General features: G+C 67.8%; 26 protein-coding genes, 1 tRNA gene and 1 pseudogene. 14 read left to right on the top strand and 14 right to left on the bottom strand.

From position 1 onward, the window contains the following. The first annotated feature begins 454 nt into the window (after positions 1-454). The 9 genes and pseudogenes from ABUL08_RS20450 (at position 455) to ABUL08_RS20410 (ending at position 8,664) form a co-directional block, all read left to right on the top strand. Entirely contained in the window at positions 455-1,540 is a 1,086-nt protein-coding gene (locus ABUL08_RS20450) for a hypothetical protein (protein WP_350931542.1), read from the top strand. A gap of 1 nt (position 1,541) precedes the next feature. Continuing rightward, the gene (locus ABUL08_RS20445; protein ID WP_350931541.1) at positions 1,542-3,515 is read left to right on the top strand and encodes a phosphoketolase family protein; all 1,974 of its coding nucleotides are present in this window, start codon (positions 1,542-1,544) and stop codon (positions 3,513-3,515) included. Continuing rightward, a pseudogene (locus tag ABUL08_RS20440) lies at positions 3,515-3,826 on the top strand (hypothetical protein); the annotation flags it as partial. The gene ABUL08_RS20445 and the pseudogene ABUL08_RS20440, both read left to right, overlap by 1 nt. Before the next feature lie 33 nt (positions 3,827-3,859). Further along, positions 3,860-4,552: an enolase C-terminal domain-like protein gene (locus ABUL08_RS20435; RefSeq protein ID WP_350938744.1), complete on the top strand. Its 693-nt coding sequence runs from the start codon at positions 3,860-3,862 to the stop codon at positions 4,550-4,552. Positions 4,553-4,944: 392 nt separating this feature from the next. Next, the gene (locus tag ABUL08_RS20430; protein WP_350931540.1) at positions 4,945-5,532 is read left to right on the top strand and encodes an HAD family hydrolase; all 588 of its coding nucleotides are present in this window, start codon (positions 4,945-4,947) and stop codon (positions 5,530-5,532) included. Further along, entirely contained in the window at positions 5,529-6,326 is a 798-nt protein-coding gene (locus ABUL08_RS20425; RefSeq protein ID WP_350938742.1) for a class I SAM-dependent methyltransferase, read from the top strand. The genes ABUL08_RS20430 and ABUL08_RS20425 overlap by 4 nt, the downstream gene beginning before the upstream one ends. Beyond that, positions 6,323-7,081, top strand: coding sequence for a creatininase family protein (locus tag ABUL08_RS20420; RefSeq protein ID WP_350931539.1), 759 nt, complete (start codon positions 6,323-6,325; stop codon positions 7,079-7,081). The genes ABUL08_RS20425 and ABUL08_RS20420 overlap by 4 nt, the downstream gene beginning before the upstream one ends. Positions 7,082-7,104: 23 nt before the next feature. Then, positions 7,105-7,854, top strand: coding sequence for a phytanoyl-CoA dioxygenase family protein (locus ABUL08_RS20415; RefSeq protein ID WP_350931538.1), 750 nt, complete (start codon positions 7,105-7,107; stop codon positions 7,852-7,854). 171 nt (positions 7,855-8,025) lie between these two features. After that, on the top strand, positions 8,026-8,664 hold the full coding sequence (locus ABUL08_RS20410) for an L-threonylcarbamoyladenylate synthase (protein ID WP_350931537.1): 639 nt from the start codon (positions 8,026-8,028) through the stop codon (positions 8,662-8,664). Between the two features lie 97 nt (positions 8,665-8,761). Here ABUL08_RS20410 and ABUL08_RS20405 read toward each other — a convergent pair whose 3' ends face one another. Further along, the gene (locus ABUL08_RS20405; protein WP_350931536.1) at positions 8,762-9,613 is read right to left on the bottom strand and encodes a hypothetical protein; all 852 of its coding nucleotides are present in this window, start codon (positions 9,611-9,613) and stop codon (positions 8,762-8,764) included. 104 nt (positions 9,614-9,717) lie between these two features. Between ABUL08_RS20405 and ABUL08_RS20400 the strand changes: the two genes are divergently transcribed. Then, positions 9,718-10,452, top strand: coding sequence for a protein kinase family protein (locus ABUL08_RS20400; RefSeq protein ID WP_350938740.1), 735 nt, complete (start codon positions 9,718-9,720; stop codon positions 10,450-10,452). 486 nt (positions 10,453-10,938) lie between these two features. After that, positions 10,939-11,011 (top strand) — tRNA-Arg (locus ABUL08_RS20395). Positions 11,012-11,256: 245 nt separating this feature from the next. On the opposite strand, the gene ABUL08_RS20390 is transcribed toward ABUL08_RS20395, so the two are convergent. The 10 genes from ABUL08_RS20390 to ABUL08_RS20345 all read right to left on the bottom strand — a co-directional run bounded on the left by ABUL08_RS20390 (position 11,257) and on the right by ABUL08_RS20345 (position 19,267). Further along, positions 11,257-11,883, bottom strand: a complete 627-nt coding sequence (locus ABUL08_RS20390) for a PIN domain-containing protein (RefSeq protein WP_350931535.1) — start codon at positions 11,881-11,883, stop codon at positions 11,257-11,259. A 44-nt stretch (positions 11,884-11,927) separates the two neighbouring features. Then, the gene (locus tag ABUL08_RS20385; RefSeq protein ID WP_350931534.1) at positions 11,928-12,437 is read right to left on the bottom strand and encodes a helix-turn-helix domain-containing protein; all 510 of its coding nucleotides are present in this window, start codon (positions 12,435-12,437) and stop codon (positions 11,928-11,930) included. 237 nt (positions 12,438-12,674) lie between these two features. Beyond that, on the bottom strand, positions 12,675-14,057 hold the full coding sequence (locus ABUL08_RS20380; protein WP_350931533.1) for a tyrosine-type recombinase/integrase: 1,383 nt from the start codon (positions 14,055-14,057) through the stop codon (positions 12,675-12,677). Further along, positions 14,054-14,224: a helix-turn-helix transcriptional regulator gene (locus ABUL08_RS20375; protein WP_377522382.1), complete on the bottom strand. Its 171-nt coding sequence runs from the start codon at positions 14,222-14,224 to the stop codon at positions 14,054-14,056. Before ABUL08_RS20375 ends, ABUL08_RS20380 begins: the two co-directional genes overlap by 4 nt. Before the next feature lie 613 nt (positions 14,225-14,837). Continuing rightward, a complete protein-coding gene (locus ABUL08_RS20370; protein WP_350931532.1) occupies positions 14,838-15,290 on the bottom strand; it encodes a hypothetical protein in 453 nt (150 codons plus the stop codon). 292 nt (positions 15,291-15,582) lie between these two features. Continuing rightward, positions 15,583-16,218, bottom strand: a complete 636-nt coding sequence (locus ABUL08_RS20365; RefSeq protein ID WP_350931531.1) for a hypothetical protein — start codon at positions 16,216-16,218, stop codon at positions 15,583-15,585. A 371-nt stretch (positions 16,219-16,589) separates the two neighbouring features. After that, positions 16,590-16,979 carry a hypothetical protein gene (locus ABUL08_RS20360; RefSeq protein ID WP_350931530.1) on the bottom strand — a complete coding sequence of 130 codons (390 nt, stop codon included), beginning with the start codon at positions 16,977-16,979 and terminating at the stop codon, positions 16,590-16,592. A 676-nt stretch (positions 16,980-17,655) separates the two neighbouring features. Next, positions 17,656-18,318: a contact-dependent growth inhibition system immunity protein gene (locus ABUL08_RS20355; RefSeq protein WP_350931529.1), complete on the bottom strand. Its 663-nt coding sequence runs from the start codon at positions 18,316-18,318 to the stop codon at positions 17,656-17,658. 75 nt (positions 18,319-18,393) lie between these two features. Continuing rightward, positions 18,394-18,705, bottom strand: coding sequence for an NIPSNAP family protein (locus ABUL08_RS20350; protein WP_350931528.1), 312 nt, complete (start codon positions 18,703-18,705; stop codon positions 18,394-18,396). Positions 18,706-18,814: 109 nt separating this feature from the next. Continuing rightward, positions 18,815-19,267, bottom strand: a complete 453-nt coding sequence (locus tag ABUL08_RS20345; protein ID WP_350931527.1) for a lamin tail domain-containing protein — start codon at positions 19,265-19,267, stop codon at positions 18,815-18,817. Between the two features lie 397 nt (positions 19,268-19,664). Here ABUL08_RS20345 and ABUL08_RS20340 point away from each other — a divergent pair, with 397 nt between their 5' ends. Beyond that, positions 19,665-20,441 (top strand): HAD-IIB family hydrolase, encoded by a 777-nt coding sequence (locus tag ABUL08_RS20340; RefSeq protein WP_350931526.1) that lies wholly within the window; start codon positions 19,665-19,667, stop codon positions 20,439-20,441. Between the two features lie 46 nt (positions 20,442-20,487). Here the strand turns inward: ABUL08_RS20340 and ABUL08_RS20335 are convergent, their stop codons facing one another. Beyond that, entirely contained in the window at positions 20,488-21,336 is an 849-nt protein-coding gene (locus ABUL08_RS20335) for an SDR family oxidoreductase (protein ID WP_350931525.1), read from the bottom strand. A gap of 122 nt (positions 21,337-21,458) precedes the next feature. On the opposite strand from ABUL08_RS20335, the gene ABUL08_RS20330 reads away from it, so the two are divergent. Continuing rightward, positions 21,459-21,812, top strand: a complete 354-nt coding sequence (locus ABUL08_RS20330) for a winged helix-turn-helix transcriptional regulator (RefSeq protein WP_350931524.1) — start codon at positions 21,459-21,461, stop codon at positions 21,810-21,812. A gap of 124 nt (positions 21,813-21,936) precedes the next feature. After that, positions 21,937-23,724 carry an adenylyl cyclase gene (locus ABUL08_RS20325; RefSeq protein ID WP_350931523.1) on the top strand — a complete coding sequence of 596 codons (1,788 nt, stop codon included), beginning with the start codon at positions 21,937-21,939 and terminating at the stop codon, positions 23,722-23,724. A gap of 303 nt (positions 23,725-24,027) precedes the next feature. Here ABUL08_RS20325 and ABUL08_RS20320 read toward each other — a convergent pair whose 3' ends face one another. Beyond that, positions 24,028-24,624: an ATP-dependent Clp protease proteolytic subunit gene (locus ABUL08_RS20320; RefSeq protein WP_350931522.1), complete on the bottom strand. Its 597-nt coding sequence runs from the start codon at positions 24,622-24,624 to the stop codon at positions 24,028-24,030. A 135-nt stretch (positions 24,625-24,759) separates the two neighbouring features. Beyond that, positions 24,760-25,428, bottom strand: a complete 669-nt coding sequence (locus tag ABUL08_RS20315) for a helix-turn-helix domain-containing protein (RefSeq protein WP_350931521.1) — start codon at positions 25,426-25,428, stop codon at positions 24,760-24,762. Between the last annotated feature and the right edge of the window lie 7 nt (positions 25,429-25,435).

The raw sequence follows: 25,435 nt of genomic DNA, 5'->3' as shown, positions 1-25,435 counted from the left end.
AGCGGTTCGGCGCCTTACCGAAAGCGCCGGTGCCTCAAATGATCCTCGCCGCAGTGGCGACCGCTACCCCCATCGTGGCCCCCCACCATGGGGGTCGACAGCGGGCCCCGTCTTCGAGAGACTGGAGCGGCTTCCGTCGATGGACAAGAAGCGGCATGGTGAGACGTGCTGTATCAGACTGGAGCCGAGGCAATTCCCAGAAATGTCAGACTCAATTCCGCGGGTCGCCCAGCTTAACTGCGCGAGGGGGCCACCGGCGTAAGGCAACGGCTACCGCGACCGCGCAAGATCGCCGATCGCCTCCGGCGCCCATGTCCGGGGTGAAACTGCCGATCCGTAGAGATCGACGCAAGCAAGGGGGTCTGGTTGTCAGGCTGGCCTCGTCGGAGGCCAGCGGAGTTCCGCCGACCACGATGCATGCGGGACTTGGTCCACGATTCGAAGGCAGGCTCGGATGCCTATAGCGACGTCCAACATCAAGCTGGAGATGGATGAGGTAGCCAGGCTGGCCGCTCGGTACGAGGTGCCAGTCGAGGATGCTGTGCTGATCGCGCTGAACCTATACGGAATTTCGTCGGATAGCTGTCAGCACCGAGCTCGAGTGGGCGTAACAGTTGTCTCGGTGCCGAGGGTTTCATGGAAGGTAATCGTGCCGCTGAATGCGGCAGGGTCGCCGTTCCGTCTTGTGGATCACGATCTGCATTTGGGGCGGCAGTGTATTGGCACTGTCCAGCGGATCGATGCCGACGAGGCGGTTGGAGGCTACTTCCGCGATGGTGGCAGGGCCGCGACGTTGAACCCGAACGCCCGGAGCCGCTGTGTGGGCTGCGCGTTCTGCCCGAACACGCTGGAAGCTGCCGCTGACCCGCGTTTCTCGGAGGAGCGGGAGCTCACCGAACTGCTGGCGGCATTGGTTGAGCAGCACCCGCGCCGGAACTTGAACGAACTCCGCGAGGTGACTGTCTCGACTGGGTGCTTCGAGCGGGAAGACGCCGCCGTTGCTCATCTGGTAGGCCTGCGGGCCGCGCTCGGTTCGCAGGGTATCGGCGCCCGGATCGGCTTCCTGACGTCGGTCATCCAGTCCGACGCCGCCTTCGCCGATCTTGCTGCTCGCGTCGCGCCGTTCGTGCTGCGGTTGACGGCCGAGTGCTTCACCCGGCGTGACCTGCTGTTGAAGGCGAGCAAGGCACGGCTCCGACGGGTCGACATGCCCGACCTGCTCCGTCGGGCCCGCCAAGCGGGACTCGACACCTCGTTTACCTACATCGTGGGCCTCGATCCACTCACCGAAATGCGAGCCGGTGTGGCCGCACTCGGCGAACACGTGACCGAGTTTCCCAACTTCCAGGTGTACCAGGCCCACAACTCGATCATGGCGGGTTTGCGGACGCCGGGCGCCGAACAGTTGGAGTTCTATCTGCAAGCCAGGGCATCGATCGAACAGATTCTGGGTGGGCGTGGGTTGCGGCCGCAGGCGTGGGAGTGCTACCGGCCGTTGTGGTACTTCACCTTTGCTGGCGAACGACTGGTGAGAGTCTGAAGTGTCGGTGGATTTCGCCCATCTTGCGGATGCCCTTTGGCGGGCGCTCACGTACCTGTCGGTTGCACAGCTTCACCTTCGGTCGAACGTGCTCGCTGTCGACTGCCTTGACGAGTCCGACGTTAAGCCGCGCCCGGCAGGTCATTGGGGCACAGTGCCCGGCACGGCTTGGGTGCTAGCGCATGCCGGCCTCGCCGCAGGCTGCGGCATCGGTGTGCAGTTAGTTCCAATTCTGGGAGCCGGCCATGCTGGTGTCGTCCAGCGTGCATTGGCCTGGATGACTGGCGACATCGCCAAAATGGATCCACGGTACGGGCGCGACGCTGATGGGCTGGCGGCGCTGGCTGCGGCGTTCCCGGACGGAGACGCGCTCGGCTCGGAGGTTCATCCCGAGTTGCCGGCCGGTGCGTATATGGGCGGGTGGCTCGGAGGCGCGTTCGCCTTCGCCCAGGGCCTGGCGCTGGACCACCCGAACCGTGTCGTCGTGCCGATCATCGGTGACGGTGAATGCGAGACACCGACCGCAGCGGCGTCCTGGCTGGCACACCGCGCGCTATCCGGCAGCAGGGTGCTACCGGTCGTACATCTCAACGGCCATCGAATGGGCGGCCCGTCGCTGCTGGGTGGCATGAGCGACGAGGAGGTGAGCGCTTACGCACGCGGTCTGGGCTGGGAGCCGGTCGTCGTAGAAGTTGGGACAGGCGCCGGTTTGGTCGAGCATGCCGAGTTTCACCGGGTCCTCGTGGCCGGCGTCGAGGCAACCGCAAATGGAGCACAGCGTGTGGTATTCCTACGCTGCGTGAAGGGCTGGTCCGGCCCCATTGGGGAGCACAAAACACCGCTCACAAACCTCACTGGCGATCCCTGTCAGCTGGCGGCGCTGCGTGCCTGGCTGTCGTCCTACCGGCCCAGCGAACTGTTCGACGCCGACGCTCATCCCCTTGGTGCGCTCGCGTCCGCGCTGGACCTCATTGACGTTGGCAGCGTGGTACCGGACACCCCGCCGTTGCCTCCGTCAGCACCGGCAGCGGGCAGGGGTTTCGCAACGGAGGTAACCGCGGTTCTGCGGGCGCACGCCGCAACCGGCCACCTCAAGGTCTTCAGCCCGGACGAACTGCGGTCGAACCGGCTGGGCGACCTGGAGGGCGAAGCTTGGACGCATGAGGTGCTTGCTGAGGAAGTGCTCCTCGGCTGGGCTGCCGGGTGGACGGCGGCAGGCCATCGCGGCCTGATTGTCTCGTACGAGGCATTCGCTTCGCTGTTGCTGACCGGATTGGTCGGGCAGCTCAAGCAACGGCGGCTCATCAAGCATGCCTTGCCGAGCATCAACCTGCTGTTGACCTCGTATGGCTGGCACAACGTGTACAGCCACGGAGACCCTTCCCTGATCACGGCGCTGTTAGCGACGGGCGACCCGGCCGTACGCGTTTTCACACCCGCCGACTCAGGCCGGGTCGCTGTCGCACTCGATGAGGCGTTACGGTCAACGGGGCGCGTCAATGTCATCGTCGCTGGCAAGCACACCACCATGACCCACCCCCGGGAGACGATCGATGAAGAGCGTCACTGCGGCCTGGCGGTCTGGCACCACCTGAGCGACCAGGGCGAGCCAGACCTGACGCTCGTGTGCGCCGGCGATCTGGCCGCGGCGGTGGTCACCGACGCCGTTGCGGGGATCCGCAGCTGCTCTGGTTTTCGGATCCGGGTGGTCAACGTCCACGACCTGGCGGCGCTTGCAGACCCGGACCTGCATCACTACCTCGGAAGTCACGCCGCCGTCCTCATCGTGACGCTAGGGCACGCGGCCGCGATCTGGGGGCTGCTCGGCGGTCGGCTGAACCGCGACGTTGACGTAATCGGCTGGGCCGAGCCGTCGGTCCCGATGCCACAGGAGAGGCTGGCGGCGCACGCCGGGTTCGATGTCGCCGGCGTTACCTCGGCGTCCGAGGCCCTACTAGCCAAACGGAAGCGCTGATGGTAGCCAGGATTGGGGCTGTCCGCGTCGTCACGACCGAAGCCGGGTTGGGCGAGGACGCCACGTTCGTTGCCCTTCACACGGCCGGGGCGATCGGCTGGTACGGGCCGGTGGCGGCGGAGATTGGACGGTACGTGGAGGCTGTCCTGGCGCTCCCAGTCCTCGGCGAGCCGGTGTACGACCACCAGAGACTCCATGCGGCCCTATGTAGGGCGATCCGGGCAGACACAAGCGTGGTGGCATCGTGGGCCGTCGGTGCGGTGGATTGCGCCGCTTGGGACCTACATAGCCAACTTGCCCAAGTCCCTGTCGCTGACCTGCTTGCAGCGACACCGCAGCGGCGGGTGTCGCTCTACGCCTCATGGCTGAGCCTCGACGTAACAAATGGCATACCCGTCGCGGCCGTCGAGCGCGTCAACCGCGACGGATGGCAATTTACGAAATGGGGCCTGCGCAAGAATCCAGCAACCGACGACCGCAAGGCGGAGGCCGTCCGGCTCGCCGTGGCGGTACGGGCGATGGAGGCAGCGCTCAGGCGGGACGCCGCATTCGACGCCGTCTTCACCTGGGATCCCGAACTCGCCTCCCTGTTCCTCGATGAGCTGGACCCGGCTTCGTTGCGCTGGCTGGAGGACCCACTACCACAATGTGATCTCAACACGTATGGGGCATTGGCGATGAACATCCCGTTGGCCCTCGGTGAACGGCTTCTCGTGCATGCCGACGCTGCGGCGATTCTCCGACTCAAGCTACAGGCGTTCACACTTGACGTGGTGGCGTGCGGCGGACTCACACGCGCGGTCGACCTGGTGACCGCGGCGCAAACGCTCGGCGTGCCGGTCTACCCGCACGGCCGCTCATTTGTTCCGGCCGTTCACCTCGCCGCTGCCTATCCGAATGCGATCACCGCGGTCGAGTACCGGTTGCATTGGGAACCGGTACGGCAGCGAAGGTATGCACAGCCTTGGCTGCCCTCACACGGAGTGATCACCGTTCCCAAGTCTCCGGGCTTGGGCGCCACGCCGAGGAGTTGCTGATGCCCGAAACCATTCAGCGCCTGCCCATCACCGGGACCGTCGCAGCAGACTCGAACGGCACGTTGCTCGTGCTGTCCGAACGACTCGACGCACGCACCTCCCGCCGGACCGTGGGCCGGCATCCTGCACCTACCGCACGACTGGCGCACCCGGTCGATACCCGACGACCTGGCGACCGCAGTCCATGCCGCGCGCCGTGACCTAACCGTCCTAGACGAGGCCGAGCGCCGCTACGCGCTCACCTTCCTCGCCGAGGCAAACACTCCGGCGATCCGGCAGGCCAGGATCGACGCGATTGTCACTGCCCTGCCAGCAGTGGATAGTGCCTCGTGAAACGGATACTGCTAAGCATCGATGTCGGGGGCACCCTTTGCCAGTTCGAAGGACCCACAGTGGCCACGATCTTGGCGAAGGCTTCGCCGCTCAAGCCCGCCGACGCGCGCTCGATCATCCGCCAGCAGCTGTACACCCGAGCCTCGATCGATCCCGCAGTCATTGCGGAGGTCTGCGATGCGCTGCAGATCCCCGTGAGCGCCTTCCCGACACCCACCAAGTCGCCCCCGGCGCAGCTCCTGCCAGGGGCAGGAGCGGCACTGCGGACTATGAGTCGGCACGCCACCATCGTCACGTTGTCGAATGCGAGCTGCCTGGAGGCCGATACTGACCGTTTGCGGACCCTGCTGTCTCCGTGGGTGACCGACTACTTCCCCTCCTGTCGGACCGGCTACGCCAAACCCGATCCAGCCGCTTTCCATTGCGTGGCCACCGCGTGCCAAAGCAGCCCGGCGAATATGGTGCACATCGGCGACGACTGGGATTGTGACGTCATCGGTGCCCGAACTGCCGGCACGACCGTCATCTGGGTGTCGAACGGACGACCAGTGCCCCAGCCCGAACGGCTCGACGACGTTGACCTGCTCGTGGCAGCTGATCTCACCGCCGCCAGCCAGCACCTCACCGAACTCGCTACATGGAGATGATCATGGGTCTGTTTCACGGAACCGTCGGTTTCTACCGGCAGTACCGGCCCGGCATCCCGGCGACCGTGGCCGACGTGTTGGATGCCGCGGTCCCTACCGGTGAGCCGCGGCGCCTACTCGACGTAGGCACCGGCACCGGCCTCGTGGTAGAGGCTCTGCTCGGCCGTTTCGATGACATCATCGCCATCGACAACGACCCAGACATGCTCGCCGCTGCCGAAGACGCGCTCCGCCCGCAGCTACCCGCAGACGCTCAGCTGCGGCTGCAGGAGGTCACGGCGGAGGAGTTCACACCACCGGCGGGATGGCAGGCCGAACTGGTGACGATCTGCCGAGCGTTCCACTGGCTCGACCAGGCCGCGATCCTGACCCGATTGGACGCGCAGGTCAGCCCGGACGGCGCGGTCGCGATCTTCGGCGACAACAGTTTCTGGACCGCTACCAGCGACTGGAAGGCCGCAATCCGCGCGGTCATCCAGGACTTCCTCGGCGAGCAGCGTCGCGCTGGCGAACGCACGTTCCAGCATCACAACCGCCCGTACAGCGAAATCATGCGTGAGTCGCCGTTCAGCCAGGTCGAGGAGCACACTGTGCCCGTCAACCGGACCTGGACCGCCGACAGCGTCCTTGGGTACCTGCACTCCACCTCGTTCGCCGCGCCACAACTGTTTGGCGACCGACTCGGCGAGTTCGACAGCGCTGTCCGTGCCACCCTTGCCCGATACAGCGACACCGACACCTTCGCCGAGGACAACGAGTTCCTCATCCGCATCGGCCGGCGAGAACGGGCATGAACCGTTGGTACGGATCGCTCCCCGCGCCGGAGATCGCGACGCAGCTAACCGAGAAATCGGTCCTGTGTCTGCCGATCGGCTCATATGAACAGCACGGCCCGCACTTGCCCCTGCACACCGACACCGTCATCGCCACGCAATTCACCAACCGTCTCATCGACCGCTACGGCAACCAACACGACCTCTGGGCGCTCCCCGCGCTGCCGTACGGCCTTTCTATGGAGCATTCGTGGGCGCTCGGCACCGTCTCCCTCAGGATCGGCGCACTTGCGACCTTGCTCAATGCCATCGTTGGTGAGTTCGCGCGAGCCACCCCAGCCCGTCGGCTGCTCATCGTCAACGGGCACGGCGGCAACCGCGGCGTACTCGAGGCAGTTGGCTACGAACTGCAGGCCACGCATCAGGTGCGGGTCTGCATCATCCACCCCAGCTCACTCTCTACCGCAGACGCGACGTCGGCCCCGCCGGAGATCCACGCCGGCGTGAAAGAGACCAGCATCATGCTGACCCTCGCCCCCAACGACGTGCACCTGAATCGACTACCCGAGACGTTCGCCGACGACCCGGCCCGTCACAACGAAACCCAGCGACTCATCCTCGACCGCGGAACCACGTGGCCGTGGAGTTCGGGCGATGACCGCATCGCCAGCCTCGGCATCATTGGCGGTGACCCGCGGCTGGCCTCCGCCGAACTGGGGGAAGCCATCATCTCCAGCGCCCTGGACGCATCCGATCAGGTTCTACAACATCTGTAGTCCGCCAATGATGGGAAACGACCATGTCCCTCACCGCTGACGATCTGTCCACCTTCACCACCAAGGGATTGGTCGTCAAACGCAACTTCGTTCCGGCGCACTTGATTGACTGCGCGACGGCGCTGGTAACCGACTGGTACCGCACCGACTTAGATCAACGCCGGCTCGCTGAGTTCACGCAGCGGACCTTCGCCCCGCACCTGAGCGACCATCAGGACCTGCTCGCGCTGTTCGCTCAGTCCGGTGTGGCCGGGCTCGCAGGCGAACTCCTTGGCGACGTGGCACCGGTGGCCACTACGCAGATCCAGATCCGCGTTCCGGAACGCGACTGTGGCCAGGCGCAGCCCGAAAAGGCCATGCACGTGGACGGCGTCGCTTGCCCACACCTTGACCCCGCCGAACTACGCACCTTCTCGCTTCTCGTGGGTGTCGTGCTTTCCAACATCAGCGACCCAGCCGGTGGCGCCCTGCGTTACGTCATCGGCGGACACCTGCGGATGGCGGAGTGGTTCCGGACTCAGTGGTCGCTAGGCGTCACCGCCCAAGTGCCCCCGCACATCGATGCCGAGCAGGGTACCCCGCTACTCGGCAAGCCCGGTGATGTACTGCTGATGCACCACTTGGTCCCTCACGCCGTTGGCCGCAACTTGACCCCCCACCCGCGGATCATGGCCTACTTCCGGGTATCCCACGTGCGCCATGCCAGCCGCCGTCTCGACGCGCTTCGCGACCCGTGGCTCGACTTCCCGCCACTTGCCGCTCGAGTGCGATAGAGATTCCGGCGTCCAAGGCCGACACAATGGCGAATCAGGTGGCGTCGGGCACGGTCAGCACCGTCCTGCGTTCGCGGCCACGGTTCGCAACATCCCGGCCGATGCCGCAGTTGGGCAGCACCAGATTCGTGCAGAGCAGAATATCACTCCGAGGGTTGAAGGGCTGATGCCGTGAAATTGATCCGTCCCGACGAACTCCCGCTCGCGATTGAAGCGCTCGAAGCCGGCGAGCTTGTCGTTGTCCCAACCCGACGCTGGTACATGATCTGCGCCAACGCGCGCGACCACGACGCCTGCGCGCGCATCTACGCTGGCAAGGGTCGGCCACGGTCGAAGTCGTTGGCCTACATACTGCCATCGCTCGTCGCAGCCAACGAATTGTTCGTCATGACACCGGCCGCGATCCGACTCGCCTCAGCTTTCTGGCCCGGCGATCTGGCTATGATTCTCCGTTGGCGAGACTCCGAACACGCCCAGCAGCTCCAGCCTGTCGGCGTACCCAACGCTCTCGTAACCCTCGACTCAGGCCTACTCGGTCAACTTGCCCGGCAAAGCCGCGTTCCTGTCGCTGCCACCACGGCCAACCTTTCGGACCCAGCTAACACGTTAGGTCCAGCGATCACAGCTGTGGAGGTTGAAAGCTTCGTAGCGGAGTCTGAGATCAGCGTCGCGTACTGCATTGATGGTGGCGTCAGTCCACTCGCCAATCACCTAACTATCGTCGACTGCGCCGAAATGCAGGCGAGGATTACGAGATCGGGGGTTGTCCACGACCGCGCCATTAATGCAGCTATTGCGGCTGTTTATTAAGGTCCGCCTTCTGTCAGATGAGCAGATTCGCGCGGCTTGTAGAGGTGCCGAACGTTTGGTCGGAGGAAACGCAGGGACGCCAGTGATCAGACGGTCCTTATTCTCTTCCGGCGTGTGTGACGCCGAGGGCCGACATCGCGTCGCACACCGCTGTCCGGTGTTCGGCCTCCGTGTCGGTGGTCAGTGTCGGTGCGCTGTCGGTGATGGTGACCGGGTATGCCGTGAGTGGGGTGGTGCCGGAGTGGGCGACGGTCAGCTCACCTTTGCCTCGCCCCGTGGTGAGGTCGAGGTGGGTCAGTCGCAGGGCGTAGGACGGCACCTGGCCGGTGGCGTAGCCGTCGAACGGCGAGCGGGCGGCGAGCGTGCCGTCGAGGCACCACCACGGTGCCGCCGGTCGCCCCTGCCAGTGGTGGTCGGCGAACAGCTCGTGCCGCACCGACCGGTACTGCAAGGCCAGCGCGACCGCGCGCCGCACGCGGGCGTCCAGGCTGCCCAGCCCTTCCGCCCGTCCTGTGGTGGTCAGTAGCGCGGCGAGCCGCTGGCGTACCCAGGGGGCCAGGACCTGCTGCAGCCGGTGCGGCCAGGCCTGCTCGGCGGCCTCGGCGGCAAAGCGTAGCGCCGAGGCCAGCCGGGCCAGGCGGTCATCGACGTCGGGCCAGTGTTCACCGGCGCGACCGGTGTAGTCGGGCAGCGCTGTGGCGTGACGACGAGCGACGTACTCGACGGTGGCCCGCAGCGCCCCGCTGGCGGCAAGGTCGACATCCTGCCGGCTGTCGCACCACGACCAGTCGCGCTGATGCCTCAACATCTCCCGCGCGTAGGGATCGCGCAGCACTTCCTCGCCGTGGTCACCGTGTGGAGGGCGGGTGGCCGCATCGACCACTTCCGCGGCGAACAGCAACGCTTCGGCGTACCTTGTCGGCGCGGACGACACATCCACCTGCGTCACCTCCCTCTGCGGTGACACGATGCCACAACCATGGGACTCTCCACGTCCGCTGCGGGCGGCGTTTGCGCTCTGCGAACGGATATCGCCCTACTGTTCTCTACGTGATGGAGCTAACCCTGGACTCCGCGTTCGTGGTCTTCGACGCCCAGGACTCCGGGTGCGTCTCCTACGGCGTTGAGGTATCCGGACGCCGCTGGTTCGTCAAGACAGCCACCACCGTACGAAGCCGCCGTTCCCTGCGGCGGGCCGCCCGGTTCCACGCCGCGGTCCGGCACCCGGCCATCGTGCGCCCCCAATACGTCCTCGACGGGCCGACACTTGTCTACCCGTGGCATGACGGCAGCGTGCTGAACCACGCCACCGTTCACGGTTCGGACCGCAGCGCCCTGTACCGGTTCCAGCAACTACCCCTGCGCGACGTCGAAAGGGCTATCGACACCATCCTCGACGCGCACTTGGCCGTCGCCGTCGCCGGCTACGTCGCGGTCGACCTCTACGACGGCTGCTTCCTCTACGACTTCGGCGCCCGTCGACTACACCTGATCGACCTCGACGAGTACCGTCCCGGGCCGTTCACCCTCGACACCGACCGCCTCCCCGGATCCCGCCGGTACATGGCCCCCGAAGAACTCGTCCGTGGCGCCGTCATCGACCAGCGCACCACCGTCTACACCCTCGGCCGCACCATCCACCACCTCCTCGACTCCTCACACGGCTGGCGCGGCTCCCGCCACCAGCAACAGGTAGCCGTCCGCGCCACCACCACGGCACCCGCCGACCGACACCCCGACGTGGCAGCACTCGCCGCCGCCTGGCGCACCACCCTGCCGAACCCGTGACGCGCGCCGACGCCTGTGACAGTGGTGGCGCACCTCATGAGCGGAAAGATCCGACTCAGGGGACTCGCAGAAGGGCGGGCTGCGGGAGCGAGTCCAGCACAGCCCGCGGTCGATCCGGGCGCTGAGTGTTGTGCTGGACTCATCCCGAGCGCTGACCCAGCGTCGGCGTCTTGAGCTGAGCCGGCGAACATAGCTTGCGGAGGGTTTGCCGCCGAGCCGCGCTACTGCCGGCCGGCGGATCCTGGGCGGGGGAGCGGGCATCATGATCTTCGATGATGTGCGCGGTGTGTGCTCTCCAGCGGATGCCAACCCGGGCGAACCGGTGCCAACGTGGGTCACCATGGCCGACCGCCGGTCGCAAACCGGGGTTCGTGTGCTCGGGCTGTGGTCCTGGGCTGGGCGAACGGGGTTCCGGGGAACGCGGGTGAACGTGGGCCACTCCCTGCCACCCCAGGTGAACCCCAGGTCGCTAGACTAGGCCCTCGCGCCCTCGTAGCTCAGGGGATAGAGCATCGGTTTCCTAAACCGTGTGTCGCAGGTTCGAATCCTGCCGGGGGCACCTCGAAGATCGGTTAATACCTGCCTTGAACTGCGGGCATGCTTCCGCATCGATCGGGAGGCATGAGCAGCCGCATGCCACCCTGAGTCGCTGATTGTCGCCGTTCGCGGACTATTCACGGATCGATCTTGACTCGTAGAGGGGCGCCCTCCAGTGCCTCGCGTCCGCAGCAGCGAGGCGCGCTGGAACAGCGTCGCGGTTATCACTAACCGTCCGAGACGGGAGTGGGCCCTGCCTGGTGGCTGCTACGACTCGACCAGACGAGGGGTGGGCTCCTTCGGGGAGCGCGGTCGGAGCCTCGCTGCTGCTAGGTGGCCTCGGATGTGTTCAACAAACCTAGGTGCGCCCCCGTTGCTGAGCACCTCAAGCAGCTCCTCGACGCTCAGTCGGGGCTTCCCGGCCGCGCGGCCAGTCTCGTCGCTTTGCCTCTTGATGATCTCCACGACCGGAGCCGGGGCTAGGTCGTATTGCAGGCAGAGGAAGCGGTCGGGCCTCAGTACTTCTATGTTGAGGGGTCCTACCGCAGCCTGCGGGAAGTGTTTAACGTTGTTGGTCACGATGACGTCCGCCCGGCCCGCGACGGCCGCAGCTAGGACATGTCGGTCACCCATGTCATTCGTCATGCCCTCAACGAGAGGCTCGTAGCCCGTGACGAGGGCGTCATTGAACGCCGCGTTCATGCACGTGAACATCGTGTCGAGCCGGTGGGGGTCCACGTCTGGGCGGAGTCTTAGGATCGTTCGCCGCGTCTCTGCGAGGATGTCCTGGCTCCAAAGCGGACGGTAGAAGTCCGCCTCTGCGACTCGTAAAAGAGTGTCGCGGAGCGCGTTTGGAACCAGGACGTTCGCATCGAGTAGGGCAGAGAACGGCACCAAGTGAGCCTAGGCGGTGCGGATGCCTGGCGGAAGCTTCGGCTTCACGTTCTGTTGTCGCCGCCTTCCTCAAGGTTGCCAGCCGGCAAGTCGTAGAGCCCCATGTCAAGGCTCTCTGCCGTCATGCTCTGAAGCAGCTGCCGCCGCTCCTGCCGCCGCTGCTCTTGGTACTTGAGCACGTCGGCTAGCTTGATCCGGCGGTGACTATTTGGCCGTTCGTACGGAATTTTTCCCTCGTTCAGCAGCTTGGTGAGAGTTGGTCGTGATACCCCGAGCATGTCTGCTGCTTGCTGTGTGGTGAGTGTGGTGTGTTGCGGCGCGATCGTGACGGCGTAGCCGCTGGCCAAGGCTTCAAGCGCTTTGACCAAGATGTCGTGCAGGCCGTCGGGTAGGGGCTTGGTGCTAGTGCCGTCTGCGCTCACCAGGCGTGCTCGCGCCTCGGGCACGTTGTGGCCACGGTCGCGTAGGACCTGGAGCAGGTCTACGACTTCCGCGCTGTTGGCGGCATCGGGCAGGATTGTCTGCTCATCCATGACGCGGGCTGCGGCTGTCATGGGGCTAGCATGCGTCCAATTCGCAAGAAACGCAACGTGATCTAGGGTTACTACTCGTCATCTTAAATTACTGCCAAAGCGGGCACGCTTCGTCGGCTCAAAGTAAGGATCTTCGCCGCTCAAGCTCTAGTGAAGGGGCCGAGCGCCACATGCTGAGCTGGCATAGCGTGGAAGACTGCGCTTGTGGCTATAGGCGTTGAGGTGAGCGGCCCTGATGCCCCAGGCTCGTCGCCCAGCTTAGGTTGTGGCTAGAGCCGCCTCAATCCGCTGGTTGACCGTCGCTTCCTGTCCGTCGATGCACTTGGCGTACACCTTCAGCAGTACATCGACGGAGTGCCCGGCGCGGGCCGCGACGTCGGTCGCCGGAACGCTGGAGTTCAGCCAGAGCGAGACCGCCGCGTGCCGCAGGTCGTACGGGCGCCCGGCCAGCGGGGAGGCCACCTGCACCGGAGTCAGCGCCAGCTTCCGCGCCGCCTTCCAGACCCGCGAGTACGTCGACGCGGCCACCACGTTGCCCTTGCTGCTACGGAACAGCCGGCCGTCTTCGGCGACGCCGAACCGCTCGATGTGCCGCCGCAGAATGCCGACCAGTTCTGGCGGGATCGGCACGACCCGGGACTCCGCCGCCGCCCGATGCTTCAATCCGCGCCGGTCGTGTACCTCGCCGCTGTCGGTCCATCGCTTGCCCGCCTGGGGCCGGTTGTCGACCAGCGTCAGCCGGCCCCACCCGGTCGGCGGAAGGTGGCAGTCCTGCTCGCGCAGCGCCAGCGCCTCACTCGGTCGTAGCGCCGCGAAGTACAGACATGCGAAGAACGCGACCAGGCGCTCACCGCGGCCGACCCGACCCCGCTCGCCGACGTAGGACACGGCGGTCAGCAGTTCCCGGGCCTGACGGCCGTTCACCACCACCCGCCGGTCGACCGCCTCTGCGATCTTCGCGCGCTGTGCCCGTACCCGGATCTTGTCGACCGGGTTGAACTCCAGCGCCTCCAGTTCGACGGCGTACTGAAGCACGTTGTAGAAGACCGATCGCTTCCGTCGCACCGTCGTCGGTGCCGCCGGCCGCCCGTCGAGGCGTAGCGCCAGGGCGTCGAGCGCGGCGCGTATGACCGCAGGCTGGCCCACCTCGCTCACCGGCAGCGAAGCCCGCCGCAACCACCGCGACGCTGGACCTAACTCCGCTGGGACCTCCGATCCCCGGAGACCGGGCGGCAGCAGGTGATCCCGTAGCACCCGCCGCAGGTGGTCCGCCGAGGGCCGCCCCGCCTGGTCACGCACCAGCACTGGAGTGACCGTCACCAACGCATCGACCATGCTCCCCCGGGACTTCGCCGCCGCACCCGGCCACTTCATGTCGATGTACGACTGCATGAACTCCAGCCACGACACCGCGCCCTTGCTCTGCACCATTGAGTCAGGCAGGCCGGTGGCGACGTCGAACGCTTCGCCCCGGTTGATCGCCTGCATCAGGTCCGATCGGTGGTTGTCCGCCAGAGCGCGGGTGGCGAAGTTCCGCGACTTCTCCCGCCCGCCGACAATCCAGCGCACGGTGTACGTCTTCTTCTTACCGGCGCCCTGGTTGACGCGGATGTCCCAGACCCACACGGACCGCGACTTCACGCCGCCTCCCGGTGCTGCTCCAGCCAGGCCCGCAGGTCTCGCCGCTCGATGCGCAGCTCACCGTTGGGCAGCTTGATGCACTCCGGAGCGATGCCCAGCTCACGCCAGCGGTAGAAGGTCCGCCGCGACACACCGTTGAGCACGGTGAGGACTTCCGGAACGGTCAACAGCTCACTTTCCATCAGGGGTTCTGTCCTCCGAGTGGTTCAGGCAGCAGGGGAGAGGGGAGCGGCAGTTGCCGAAACAGCGGCGGCTGTTCGTAGCCGTGCGGTGTCGAGGTCAGCACGCCAGCGGATGCGGGCGGATATCGCGCGTAGGAGGCGGTGTTCCAGGGGCGGTACGTCGGGGTCTTCCGGTCGGGCGAGTTCGAACCGGTACCGCTTCGACCCATGCCGGAAGGCGGGACTTGTGATGCGCGAATCGGATGCCCTGCGGCCGGATGGCTTGGAGCAACGCGTCTAATGTCGCCCTTCGAAAGGCTGGGGCCGAGAACTCATAGATCCCAACGTTGTTGTGGTGGGAGTTCCACACGAGGCAGCAGGAAGGCAGCGCGAGCCCCGATGCGAGCCGGCCCCGAACGCGAAGCGATGACGGCCGGCACCTGCTTGTCGACGGGTGCTGTCACCAGTCGGCAGCAAGCGGCAGCTTGAGTCCGCAACCCCCCGACGGAGGTCACCCTCGCTCTCGGCGAAGAGGAGTGCCGCCTCGGTGTCGAGGATTGGAGGCGGCACGGCATCATCTTCTCGAAGATGAACCACCGTGCCGCCTGGGCTTCGGAGGTCAGCAGATGTTGGCCTTCGCCAACGCCACCACCTTGGCACCCTGGGCGCTGTCGATGGTGGCATCACCGCCCGACAGCCGCTCCGCCGCACGGTCAGCTAGCTGCTTGTCGTTGAACTCGCCGCCCTTGACGTCGAGGCAGATGTTCTGCGCCCGGCGGATCGCCCGCTCCTCGTTGGCCGCCAGGCCCTCGTCAATCTTCTTGAGTCCCGCCAAGTACTTCTTCTCCTTGGCGGTCATCTCAGCCTGGGTAGGAGCAGCCGCGGTGGCAGCGGCGGACTTGGCAGGTTCGGCGGACTCGGTGCTGCTGCAAGCCGTGCTGGCCAATACAAGGACAGACGCGACCGTGATCATGATTCGACGCATCGGCACAGTCTGCAGCACCCATTCCAGCAGGTAGCCGCCGGATGACAGAGCAGACAACGGCAAGACTGACAGCAGTCGTGACAGCAACGAGCCAGGACGAAGATAACCAACGCCGACGCCCGACGGACGGTCTGCCGAGGCAGCAGTCAGGCAGGAACTCAGGCGGACAGTGTGCACAGAGCTTGTAAGCGAGTTGTCGGCTGCGCCCTGCCAGCTTGCCCGGCAAGCAGCGCCACTGCCGAAACGCTCTCTTTAGGATCAAGGCGCCGCGCAAGCGCGGCGCGCCCGCCGCACTCGGCCTGCTGGCGGCCTCCGGCCGGCATCGGCCGGCGCGGCGGGCAGACACGGGATGCCACAGAGGCCCGAACAGCTGTCGAACCTACAGCGCCAGTGGTTCGCTGATCTGCAAGCCTGCGTCGAGCGCAGCGGCGAGGCCCGCACCTTGGCCCGGGGCAATCTCGTTGGCCCACCCCTGCGCCACTCTCAGAAGGTCGATCAGGTCGCGTTGGGCCGTCTGCAGCAGTTCGGGCAGGGCTGCTCGGTCGACATCCACGTACTTCCTGTCCGGTGAAGGCGGGGCGCCGTCGCCGCCATCCGTCCATACGCGTAGAACCTGACCGCGGTACTCGACCTCAGGCCCTGGGCTGTGGCCCAGATCGATTGGTTCGCCACGCAGGGCTCCGAGCCAGTCTCGCCACTCGAAGAGGTCGCAGCAGCAGCCAGGTTCGATGACGACGCCCGTCATGGGGTCGGAGAGAAGCAGTCCGCCGGGAGCGTAGAGGGTGTCGAAGCCGGCGAGCAGTCGAAACGCGGCCTCGGGCGTCTCAGGCACGATCAGGTCGTCGCGCGTTGGTGGGCTATGAAACAGAAGCGACCAAACAGCCATGCCAATCTCAGCAGACGTCATTCCCCCGTGCAGCGACAGCCAGCCGGTATCCGACGTCGTGACCGGCCACAGGTCGAACGCCACAATGTCTGCGGCTACTCGGCTTACCACCGGTTCGAGGATCGGCATCCGGCCACGATAGCGGCGGAGCCGGCGAGCGCGACCCGGATTTCTACGCCGTGACGATCGCGTGGCTGGTCGCTCGCCAACGAACTCGGGGCGATCACTGCCGCGCCGCTGCGCGGCTTGCCATCGGATGACGAGGACCAGGCCGTGGACCAGCCGGCGCGACGGCAAGCCGCCCCCGGCCCGAAGGCCGGGGCGGTAAGCCGCACGACGCCGGGCAGCCACGACCACCGCAACGCCCTGCCGGATGCGTGCCAGAAACTAGCGACGGAAGCAGCTCCAAGCGGTCATAATCGGTCACGAACGCACCGCCCTGACCAGACACTTCGGGCAGAGTGGATCACCCGGAACGATCTTCCAAACTGGTGTCTTGTCTAGCTGGCCCCGCGCCCGGACCGGACAAGGTCGGCATAGTCCTCGCCTGCGACGCCGAAGTTGACCCACCGGTCCGGCCGAGCGCCGGTGAGCGTCTCTGCCTGCTCGATTGCCTCCGACTCGCTGGCGACCAAGGCAAGCTCGCGGCCTTGGCCGACGTAGTCCTCGTTCAGTGGATCTAGAGAGAGCAGGTTCGCCAGGTCGCGAAAGTTCTCGTCCGCAGGATCCTCGACGGTGTGCACCGAAACCCTGTACCGGTCACCCCACGGGTTCACCGCCACCCAGCGGATCGCTGCAGTCTCCGCGACGCGAGCAACCCCGAGGAACTGTTCGATCCCCTTGCCGCGTCGTAGTGCTCCGACTGCGAAGGATCGCGTCAAGTACCGCACCACCCGGATAATAGGCTGGGCGGCCCGCGCCGTGAGGTGACGGTCAGGCGTTGCCGAAAGTCGGGGCGACGGACGCCGTGCAGAATGCCAGCAAGGATCTTGCCGGACCCGGACTGGTAGTCGTGCAGACGCCCAGTTCAGGACCGTGTTCGTCGCGCCCCCTCAGTCGCCTTCCTAAACCGTGTGTCGCAGGTTCGAATCCTGCCGGGGGCACCAGGCCACAGCCTTGATCATCGATCACTGTTCGGCCGTCCTGGACTTTCACGCCCGCTGCATGCCCGATCGCCTCGCCAACTCCTACCCGTGTCAAGGCGGCCCGCAAGCGGGAAATGCCGACCGCGTTCGGCCTGCTGGCGGCTCCAGCGCCGGCATCGGCCGGTTGCAGACTGCGCCAAGGACACGATCCGATGCCTCCGGCGGGGTCTTCGGCAGAGATCAATTGCCGGCAGGCTCCCGAAGACCTCGGGCCTGATCCCCCCGCTCAGGAACCCCAACGTCCTGGCTGCCTGTTACGGTGCGCCGCAGTTGGCCGGTCAGAGCAACCCCACGTGGGACAGCGCGGCTACGGGGGGCGGGCACTGGTAGGTCCCCGGAGTGATCCCGGGATTGAATATGGGACACCGCGACCCGCCCCCCCGCCACTAAGGCTTGCGTGCCGATCACCTCGCCACCGCTCTCATCGGCCGAGAAACCGCATGACGGCGTCGCGCAGCAGTCGGTCCGGGTGGGCAGGCTTGAGGTCGGGATCGGAGAACGGCGGCCTGGCGATGAGTTCGGTCAACACCGCTGCCAACTGCGTCCGCTCCGTTTGCAGGTCCGACCATGCCGCATCCCGCAGCCGCAGCACGTTGGAGAGCAGATCGCCCGGGTGGTAGGCGCCCTCGGCCAGCGGATCGCGGAGCAGAACCGCCACCGCGCGGGGGAGCAGGGCGGGAACGCCGATCTCCTGCCCGAGCAGGACGCGCAGATCCTCGACCGTGAAGTCGGCCACCGGCTTACGTCGCAGCTCAGCACAGCGCCGAACGAGGGAGGTGGCGTCCGGGCCGGGGTCGGGCCAGACGTTCCGCTCGTACTCCTCGATGGTCGTCACGGTGGTGAGGGTAGAGCGTCGCGGCCGTGCTCTGGGGAACCATGACCACGGCTCGAGGACGAGCAGGCCCACCAGACATGCGCCGAATCCCGCGGCGGCAATCCCTGCCGGATTCTTCCAACCGTCCTTGTCGGTGAGCGGATAGATCTGACCGAAGCTGCCGACGCCGATGACGCCTCCGAGCATGACCCAGACGGCCGCCAGGACCAGGAGGCCCGGGATACGGAGCTTGAACTCGTCTCCGGGCACCTCGGGATGCTGTCCATGAGCTTCGACTCCCGGCAGCCCGCATCCGGCCAGCGAGCAGCGGTGGAGGGGCGGCGCTCAGTCGGTCGGCAGGAGTGGGCGCAGGAACGTCCGCTCGTATCGCAGGACGCAACCCGAGTCGTCCCGGATGCGGTCGGCCGCGACGAACTCCGGATCGGTGCCGAACCGCGACCGGTACCGCTCGTAGGCGGCGAGGCTGTCGAAACTGAACAGCGCCTCGGCCTTGTCGCTGGCGCCCTCGGCCGGCAGGAAGTAGCCGTGGTGCACGCCGCCGTGCCGGGCCACCAGCCGCATCCACGCCCGCGCGAACTCCTCGAACGCCTCGATCCAGGCCGGGTCGATGGTGTAGTGCACGACGCAGGTGATCACGAGGCCACCCTACGGGTGACGTCACCGCCACCACGGAAGCCCAGTCAGGGATCGCGGAACGCCGGCCCGTCCGCCGCCGGGCCGGCGTTCCCGCGAGGGTGTGGTGGTGTCAGCAGTTGGTGTAGCTGCCGCTGCTGCCCCACGTGCAGCTGTCGACCAGGCTGCCCGACGCGTTGCGCAGGTACGCGGTGTCACCGCTGTTGTTCCACACGTACCAGGAGCGGCCCCAGTAGCGGTGCGTGCCGGAGTTGGTGCCCTTGCCGGTGTGGACGATGATGCTGTTCCCCGCGGCGACCTTGTAGTCGGTGGTGAACGTGTAGACGTAGCCGGTCTTGTCGCGCAGGTAGTAGCCCTTGAGGTTGACGACGACGCTGCGCGTGTTGGTCAGCCGGACGTACTCGGCGTTGAGGCTCGTGTTGGTGCCGGTGTCGCTGCCCGGCGAGTTGTAGTAGACCTTGCTGATCGTGACCACCGGCGCGGCCTGCGCCGGCGCGGCGGCGGCAAGCGAGCCGCCCACGGCGAAGGCGAGCGCGGCACCGAGGCTGATCAGTCTTCTCTTCACATCGTCCCCCTGGATGTCGGAAGCACCGGCCGGTGGAACCCAGCACCGGCCCGCTGCACGGGGCAGCAGGTGCGGGCGCGAGCGTAACCAGGGGTTGCGGCTGCCTCGGTCCCTTGCCGCAGGGAAAGTAAGGTTTGTGTCCGGTTGTCTTCTGGATCTTGTCCGTCCGGGGGTCGGAGGCGGTCCGACCGGTGCGGCGATGATCAGATCGGCCGTCGCCGGATCGCCGAACGCGCCGTGCCCGCCGACGCGCGGCTGTTAGCCTGCGTCGGAGAGGGCTGCGGCGCGTGACGACCGGCCCTCGGTCGTACGCCGGCCCTGGGCCTCCCGGGTGTCAGAGGGTCACCGTCGGTACCCTGCTACTCCTGGCCTGCCCGCGACGACATGGTGGTACCTGATGAACGATCTTCGAGTGGTGGCGTTCGACCTGGACGACACGCTGGCGGTCTCCAAGTCCCGGATCGATCGGCGGATGGCCGACCTGCTGGGTCACCTGCTCACCGAGGTCGACGTCCTGATCATCTCCGGCGGCCGGTTCGAGCAGTTCGAGGCGCAGGTCCTCGCCCACCTGGAGCTCACCGAGGAGCAGCGCGTCCGGCTGCACCTGATGCCCACCTGCGGCACCCGCTACTACCGCTGGTGGGACGGCGACTGGCGGCTGGTCTACGCGGAGGACCTGAGCGAGGCGGACAAGGCGCGGGTGGTCGCGGCGCTCACCGAGTCGGCGCAGGCGCTGGGGCTCTGGGAGTCGAAGACCTGGGGCGACATCATCGAGGACCGGGGCAGCCAGATCACCTTCTCGGCGCTGGGCCAGTCCGCCCCGCCGGCCGAGAAGTACGGCTGGGACCCGGACGGCGGCAAGAAGAAGCGGCTGCGGGACGCGGTGGCGGAGAAGCTGCCGGACCTGGAGGTGCGGGGCGGCGGCTCCACCTCGATCGACGTCACCCGCAAGGGCGTGGACAAGGCGTACGGCATGCGGAAGCTGCTGGAGTTCCTGGACCTGGGCACCGACAACGTGCTCTTCGTCGGTGACCGGCTCGACGTCGGCGGCAACGACTACCCGGTCAAGGCGATGGGCATCCACAGCGTGGCCGTCACCCGCTGGGAGGAGACCGCCGACTACGTCGAGGCGCTCGTCGACGACCTGGTGCAGCGGCGGGTGAACCGGATCTGACCGCCGGCCGCCCCGGGACCGGTCGGCCCCGGGGCGGCGGGTCGGCTCAGAGGGCCGCGCGGATCGCCTCGGCCAGGCCGGTCGGCGGGCGACCGAGCAGGCTGGCCAGATCGTCGCCGGGTGCCTCCAGCTCGCCCTGGGCGAGCCCTCGGTCGCCGTCGGCCAGCAGGGCCGCGTACCCCTCGGGCAGGCCGGCCGCGACCAGCACTTCGGTGTACTTCTCGACCGGCAGGTCGGTGTAGCCGACCTCGGCGCCGCTCTGCCGGGACACCTCGGCGGCCAGGTCGCCCATGGTGAAGGGGGCGCCGCCCAGCTCGTACACCCGGCCGGGGTGACCCTCGGTGGTGAGCACCGCGGCGGCGGCCTCGGCGTAGTCCGCGCGGGTGGCGGCGCTGACCCGCCCGTCGCCCGCCGCGCCGGCGACGCCGTGCCGGAGGTACGTCGGGAGCTGGCCGGTGTAGTTCTCCAGGTACCAGCTGTTGCGCAGCAGGACGTACGGCAGCCCGCTGCCGCGTAGCTCCTCCTCGGTGGCCCGGTGGTCGGCGGCGAGGACCAGGCTGGAGGTGTCGGCCCGGACGATGCTGGTGTAGACGACCAGCCCGACGCCGGTTGCCCGCGCCGCGGTGATCACATTGTGGTGCTGGGCCAGCCGGCGACCGACCTCACTGCCGGAGACGAACATCAGCTTCTCGGCGCCGGCGAAGGCGGACCGGAGCGACTCGACGTCGTCGTAGTCGGCCCGGCGGGTGACCACCCCGCGCGCGGCCAGGTCGGCGAGGCGATCGGTGTCCCGGCCGAGCGCCACGATCCGTTCGGCCGGTACGCCCCGGCGCAGCAGCGAGGTGACGATCAGGCGGCCGAGCTGGCCGGTGGCGCCGGTGACGACGATGGACATGGGAACTCCCGGGGTACTCGTGGTGGGCCTGTCACCGATCAGCAACGGGAACACGCAGCCCTCACTTCCCGTTGGAGAGTGGGCACCTTGAAGTTCGATACGCACTGAAAGAGAGTCGTCTTGTGAAGCCGGATCCGTTCGACCGCAACTGCGGCAGCCGGAAGGTCCTCGACCGGATCGGCGACCGCTGGAGTGTCCTGGTGGTGCTGACCCTCGCCGACGGGCAGCGGCGCTACGGCGATCTCGCGGAGCGGATCGACGGGATCAGCCAGAAGATGCTCACCCAGACGCTGCGTGGGCTGGAGCGCGACGGGATCGTCACCCGCACCGTGCACGCCAGCGTCCCGCCCCGGGTGGACTATGCGCTAACCGAACTCGGCCGGAGCCTGCTCGACCTGGTCGCCGGCCTGGAGGCGTGGGCCACCGGCCATCTCGCCGAGGTGGAAGCCGCCCGGGCCCGGTACGACGCCCGCTGAAGTTCCGGAACCGGGGTGCTCTGGCGCGACCGGCGTCCACGGGGTAGAAACAGGAGGTCCCGGCCGTGAGAGCGCTCTCAGCTCTGCGGTCGATCCGTACCCCCACCCCTCGACAGGCAGGCCGATGAGACCACTCGACCGCTCCCGCCGCCGCTTCCTCACCCTCACCGCCGCGTCGGCGGCTTCGCTGACCGCCCTCGGACTCCCCGCGCTGCCGGCCTCGGCCGCGCCCGCCGGGGGCGAGGACGCCGTCGAACCCGACTTCGGGCCGAACGTCTTCGTCTACGACCCGGCCACCCCCGCCGACGAGATCCAGTCCACCCTGGACCGGCTCTTCACCGCACAGGAACACAACGAGATGGGCGCCGACCGCTACGCCGTGCTCTTCAAGCCCGGCCGCTACGAGGTCAACGCGAAGCTCGGCTACTACACCACCGTGGCCGGTCTGGGCAGCCACCCCGACGACGTCGACATCCACGGCGCGGTACGCGTCGTCGGCCAGGCCGACCCCAACTCGCCGGCCGGCATCTCCGCCCTGACCAACTTCTGGCGCTCCGCCGAGAACCTCGCCGTCACCCCGACCGACTGGTCGAACCAGTGGGCCGTCTCCCAGGCGTCCCCGATGCGTCGCGTGCACATCAAGGGCATCCTCTGGCTGGAGCCCGGCAACGGCGGCTACTCCAGCGGCGGCTACATCGCCGACTGCAAGGTGGACGGCATCACCATCAACGGCTCCCAGCAGCAGTGGCTGACCCGGGACAGCGAACTGGGCGGCGACTGGACCAACGGCGTCTGGAACCAGGTCTTCTCCGGCGTGCTCGGCGCACCCGCCCAGGGCTTCCCGAACCCGCCGTACACCACCCTGGCGACCAGCCCGGTGATCCGGGAGAAGCCGTACCTCTTCGTCGACCCCGCCGGGGCCTGGCGGGTGGCCGTGCCGGCGCTGCGCCACGACACGGCCGGCACCACCTGGGCCGCCGGTGACCGGCCGGTGCCGTCGCTGTCGCTCGCCGACTTCTTCATCGCCAAGCCGACCGACTCCGCGAGCAAGATCAACCAGGAGCTGTCCCAGGGTCGGCACCTGCTGCTCACCCCGGGCGTCTACCACCTGGAGCGGGCGCTGCGGGTCAAGCACCCGGACACGGTCGTGCTCGGCCTCGGCATGCCGAGCCTCGCCCCGACCAGCGGTGACGCCGCCCTGCGGATCGAGGACGTCGACGGCGTCCGGATCGCCGGCGTGCTGGTTGACGCCGGGCCGGTCGAGTCGGAGGTGCTGGTCGAGGTCGGCAAGCGCAACAGCCACCGCAACCACGCGGCCAACCCGATCACGCTCCAGGACGTCTTCTTCCGCGTCGGCGGCCCCGGCGTCGGCAAGTCCGTCACCAGCCTGGTGGTCAACGCCCGGCACACCATCGTCGACAACATCTGGGCCTGGCGCGGCGACCACGGCAACGGCATCGGCTGGACCGCGAACACCGGCGACACCGGCGTGCTGGTCACCGGCGACGACGTGACCGCGTACGGGCTCTTCGTGGAGCACTACCAGCGGTGGCAGACCGTCTGGGCCGGCGAGCGCGGGCGCACCGTCTTCTACCAGAGCGAACTGCCCTACGACCCGCCGAGCCAGGCGGCGTGGGACAGCCCCACCGGGCACGGCTGGGCGTCCTACAAGGTCGCCGACCACGTGCGCGAGCACGAGGCGTGGGGACTCGGCGTCTACTCGTACTTCAACCAGGGCGTCGACATCCGCTGCGCGCGGGCGATCGAGGTGCCCCGCCGGGCGGGGGTGCGGATCCACGACGCGGTCACCGTCTTCCTCGACGGCAGCGGCGGCATCGAGCACACCGTCAACGAGGTCGGCACCCCGGTCGTCGGGTCGTACGGCACCAGCCCGGTGGTGAGCTACCCCTGATCCGGGTCGTGTAACGAAAACTCGTCCGAAAGCGCTGTGCCCGCCGGCCCGTGCGGGGCCCCATGGCCGGTCATAGGCTCCGTCCTATCTCGATGACCGGTTCCGCACGGCCGCCGGGCACCGGACACGAACGAGGGGGCGGGTCCGGCGTCGGCCGTCGTCGATGTCCGGACGCCGCTGCCCGGTCCGTCCGGGCGGGTGGCAGCCGGTCGAGGCCGTGGCGGTCGGCGAGGAGGGGCAGCACCGGCGGCCGGCGGGCGAACCCCGCCGGCCGCCCCCGTGCCGGCCGGCGGAACGCGGGCGTCAGACGGGCAGCTGCTCCGCCCGGCTGAGCACCCGGTCGATGAGGCCGTAGTCACGGGCCTGCTCGGCGGTGAACCAGCGGTCCCGGTCCCAGTCGCGCTGGATCTCGTCCAGCGTGCGCCCGCTGTGCTCGGCGATCAGCTCCTGCATCGTCCGCTTCACGTGCAGCATGTTCTCGGCCTGGATGGTGATGTCGGCAGCCGTGCCACCCATCCCGCCGGACGGCTGATGCATCATGATCCGCGAGTGGGGGAGCGCGAAGCGCTTCCCGGCCGCGCCCCCGGAGAGCAGGAACTGCCCCATCGAGCCGGCGAAGCCCAGCGCCAGGGTGCCCACGTCGTTCTTCACGTAGCGCATGGTGTCGTAGACGGCCATGCCGGCGCTGACCGAGCCGCCCGGCGAGTTGATGTAGAGGTAGATGTCCCGGTCCGGGTCCTCGGCCGCCAGCAGCAGGATCTGTGCGCAGATCTGGTTCGCCGAGGCGTCGGTGACCTCGGTGCCGAGGAAGATGATCCGCTCCCTGAGCAGCCGTTCGAAGACCTGGTCGCCGAAGGACGGCTGCCCGGCGTCCAGCATCCGGATGTCGTACCCGATCATCATGATCCGCCTTCCACGCCACCGGCGGGCGACCCACCGCCCGGGGAACCGGCGGTCTCCAGCCTGCGCCGGCACGACGGACCGGGCCCAGCGATTCTGCCGGCCGCAGATCGGCCGTGGGCAGAACCGGGCGGCCTACGCCGCGGTCGCACGCCGCCGGCCCGCCCGGGCCCGTCGGCGTGCCAGCACTCCCGAGGTACGCGGACGGCGGCGGACGGTCGGCACGGAGGCGATCAGGCGCACCCGCAGGCCGGACCCGCCGACGGTCGCCCCGAGGAAGTCTCCGGTCCCGCCAGCCAGCACGACGTGCCCGCCCGACGGACGCCCGACGGCACCGATCCGGTGTCCCGCCACGCCGATGCGGTGTGCCGCCGGGTCGCCGAGGCCCGCCTGGTGCCGGCTCGGATGGGCGATCTCCAGCCCGGTGTGCCGGGCCGGAGTCAGGTCGGCGGGCGGCAGTGCGCCGTCGGGGTGGAAGCCGATCCGCAGGCGCGGGCCGGTGACCTCGCTGCGGGCGACGGGCAGCCGGTCCGGCCGGGCGGTCGCCACCGTGCCGGCGGGGACCCGCCGCTCGACCCGGCGCAGCTCGTCGCGGGCCTCCTCCAGCAGGTCGGAGAGGTGGATCCCGAGTGCCCGGCAGATCGCCGCCAGCACCTCGGAGGAGGCCTCCTTGCGGCCGCGTTCGACCTCGGAGAGGTAGGGCAGGGAGACCCCGGCCGCCGCCGCGACCTCGCGCAGCGTGCGGCCCTGCCGCAGCCGCACCCGGCGCAGCACCCCGCCGATCACCCGTCGCAGCAACGACATGCGGGCC

Source organism: Micromonospora sp. CCTCC AA 2012012 (assembly GCF_040499845.1).
Classification (GTDB): Bacteria; Actinomycetota; Actinomycetes; order Mycobacteriales; family Micromonosporaceae; genus Micromonospora; species Micromonospora mangrovi.
This window is presented reverse-complemented; position numbering and strand designations above follow the sequence as displayed.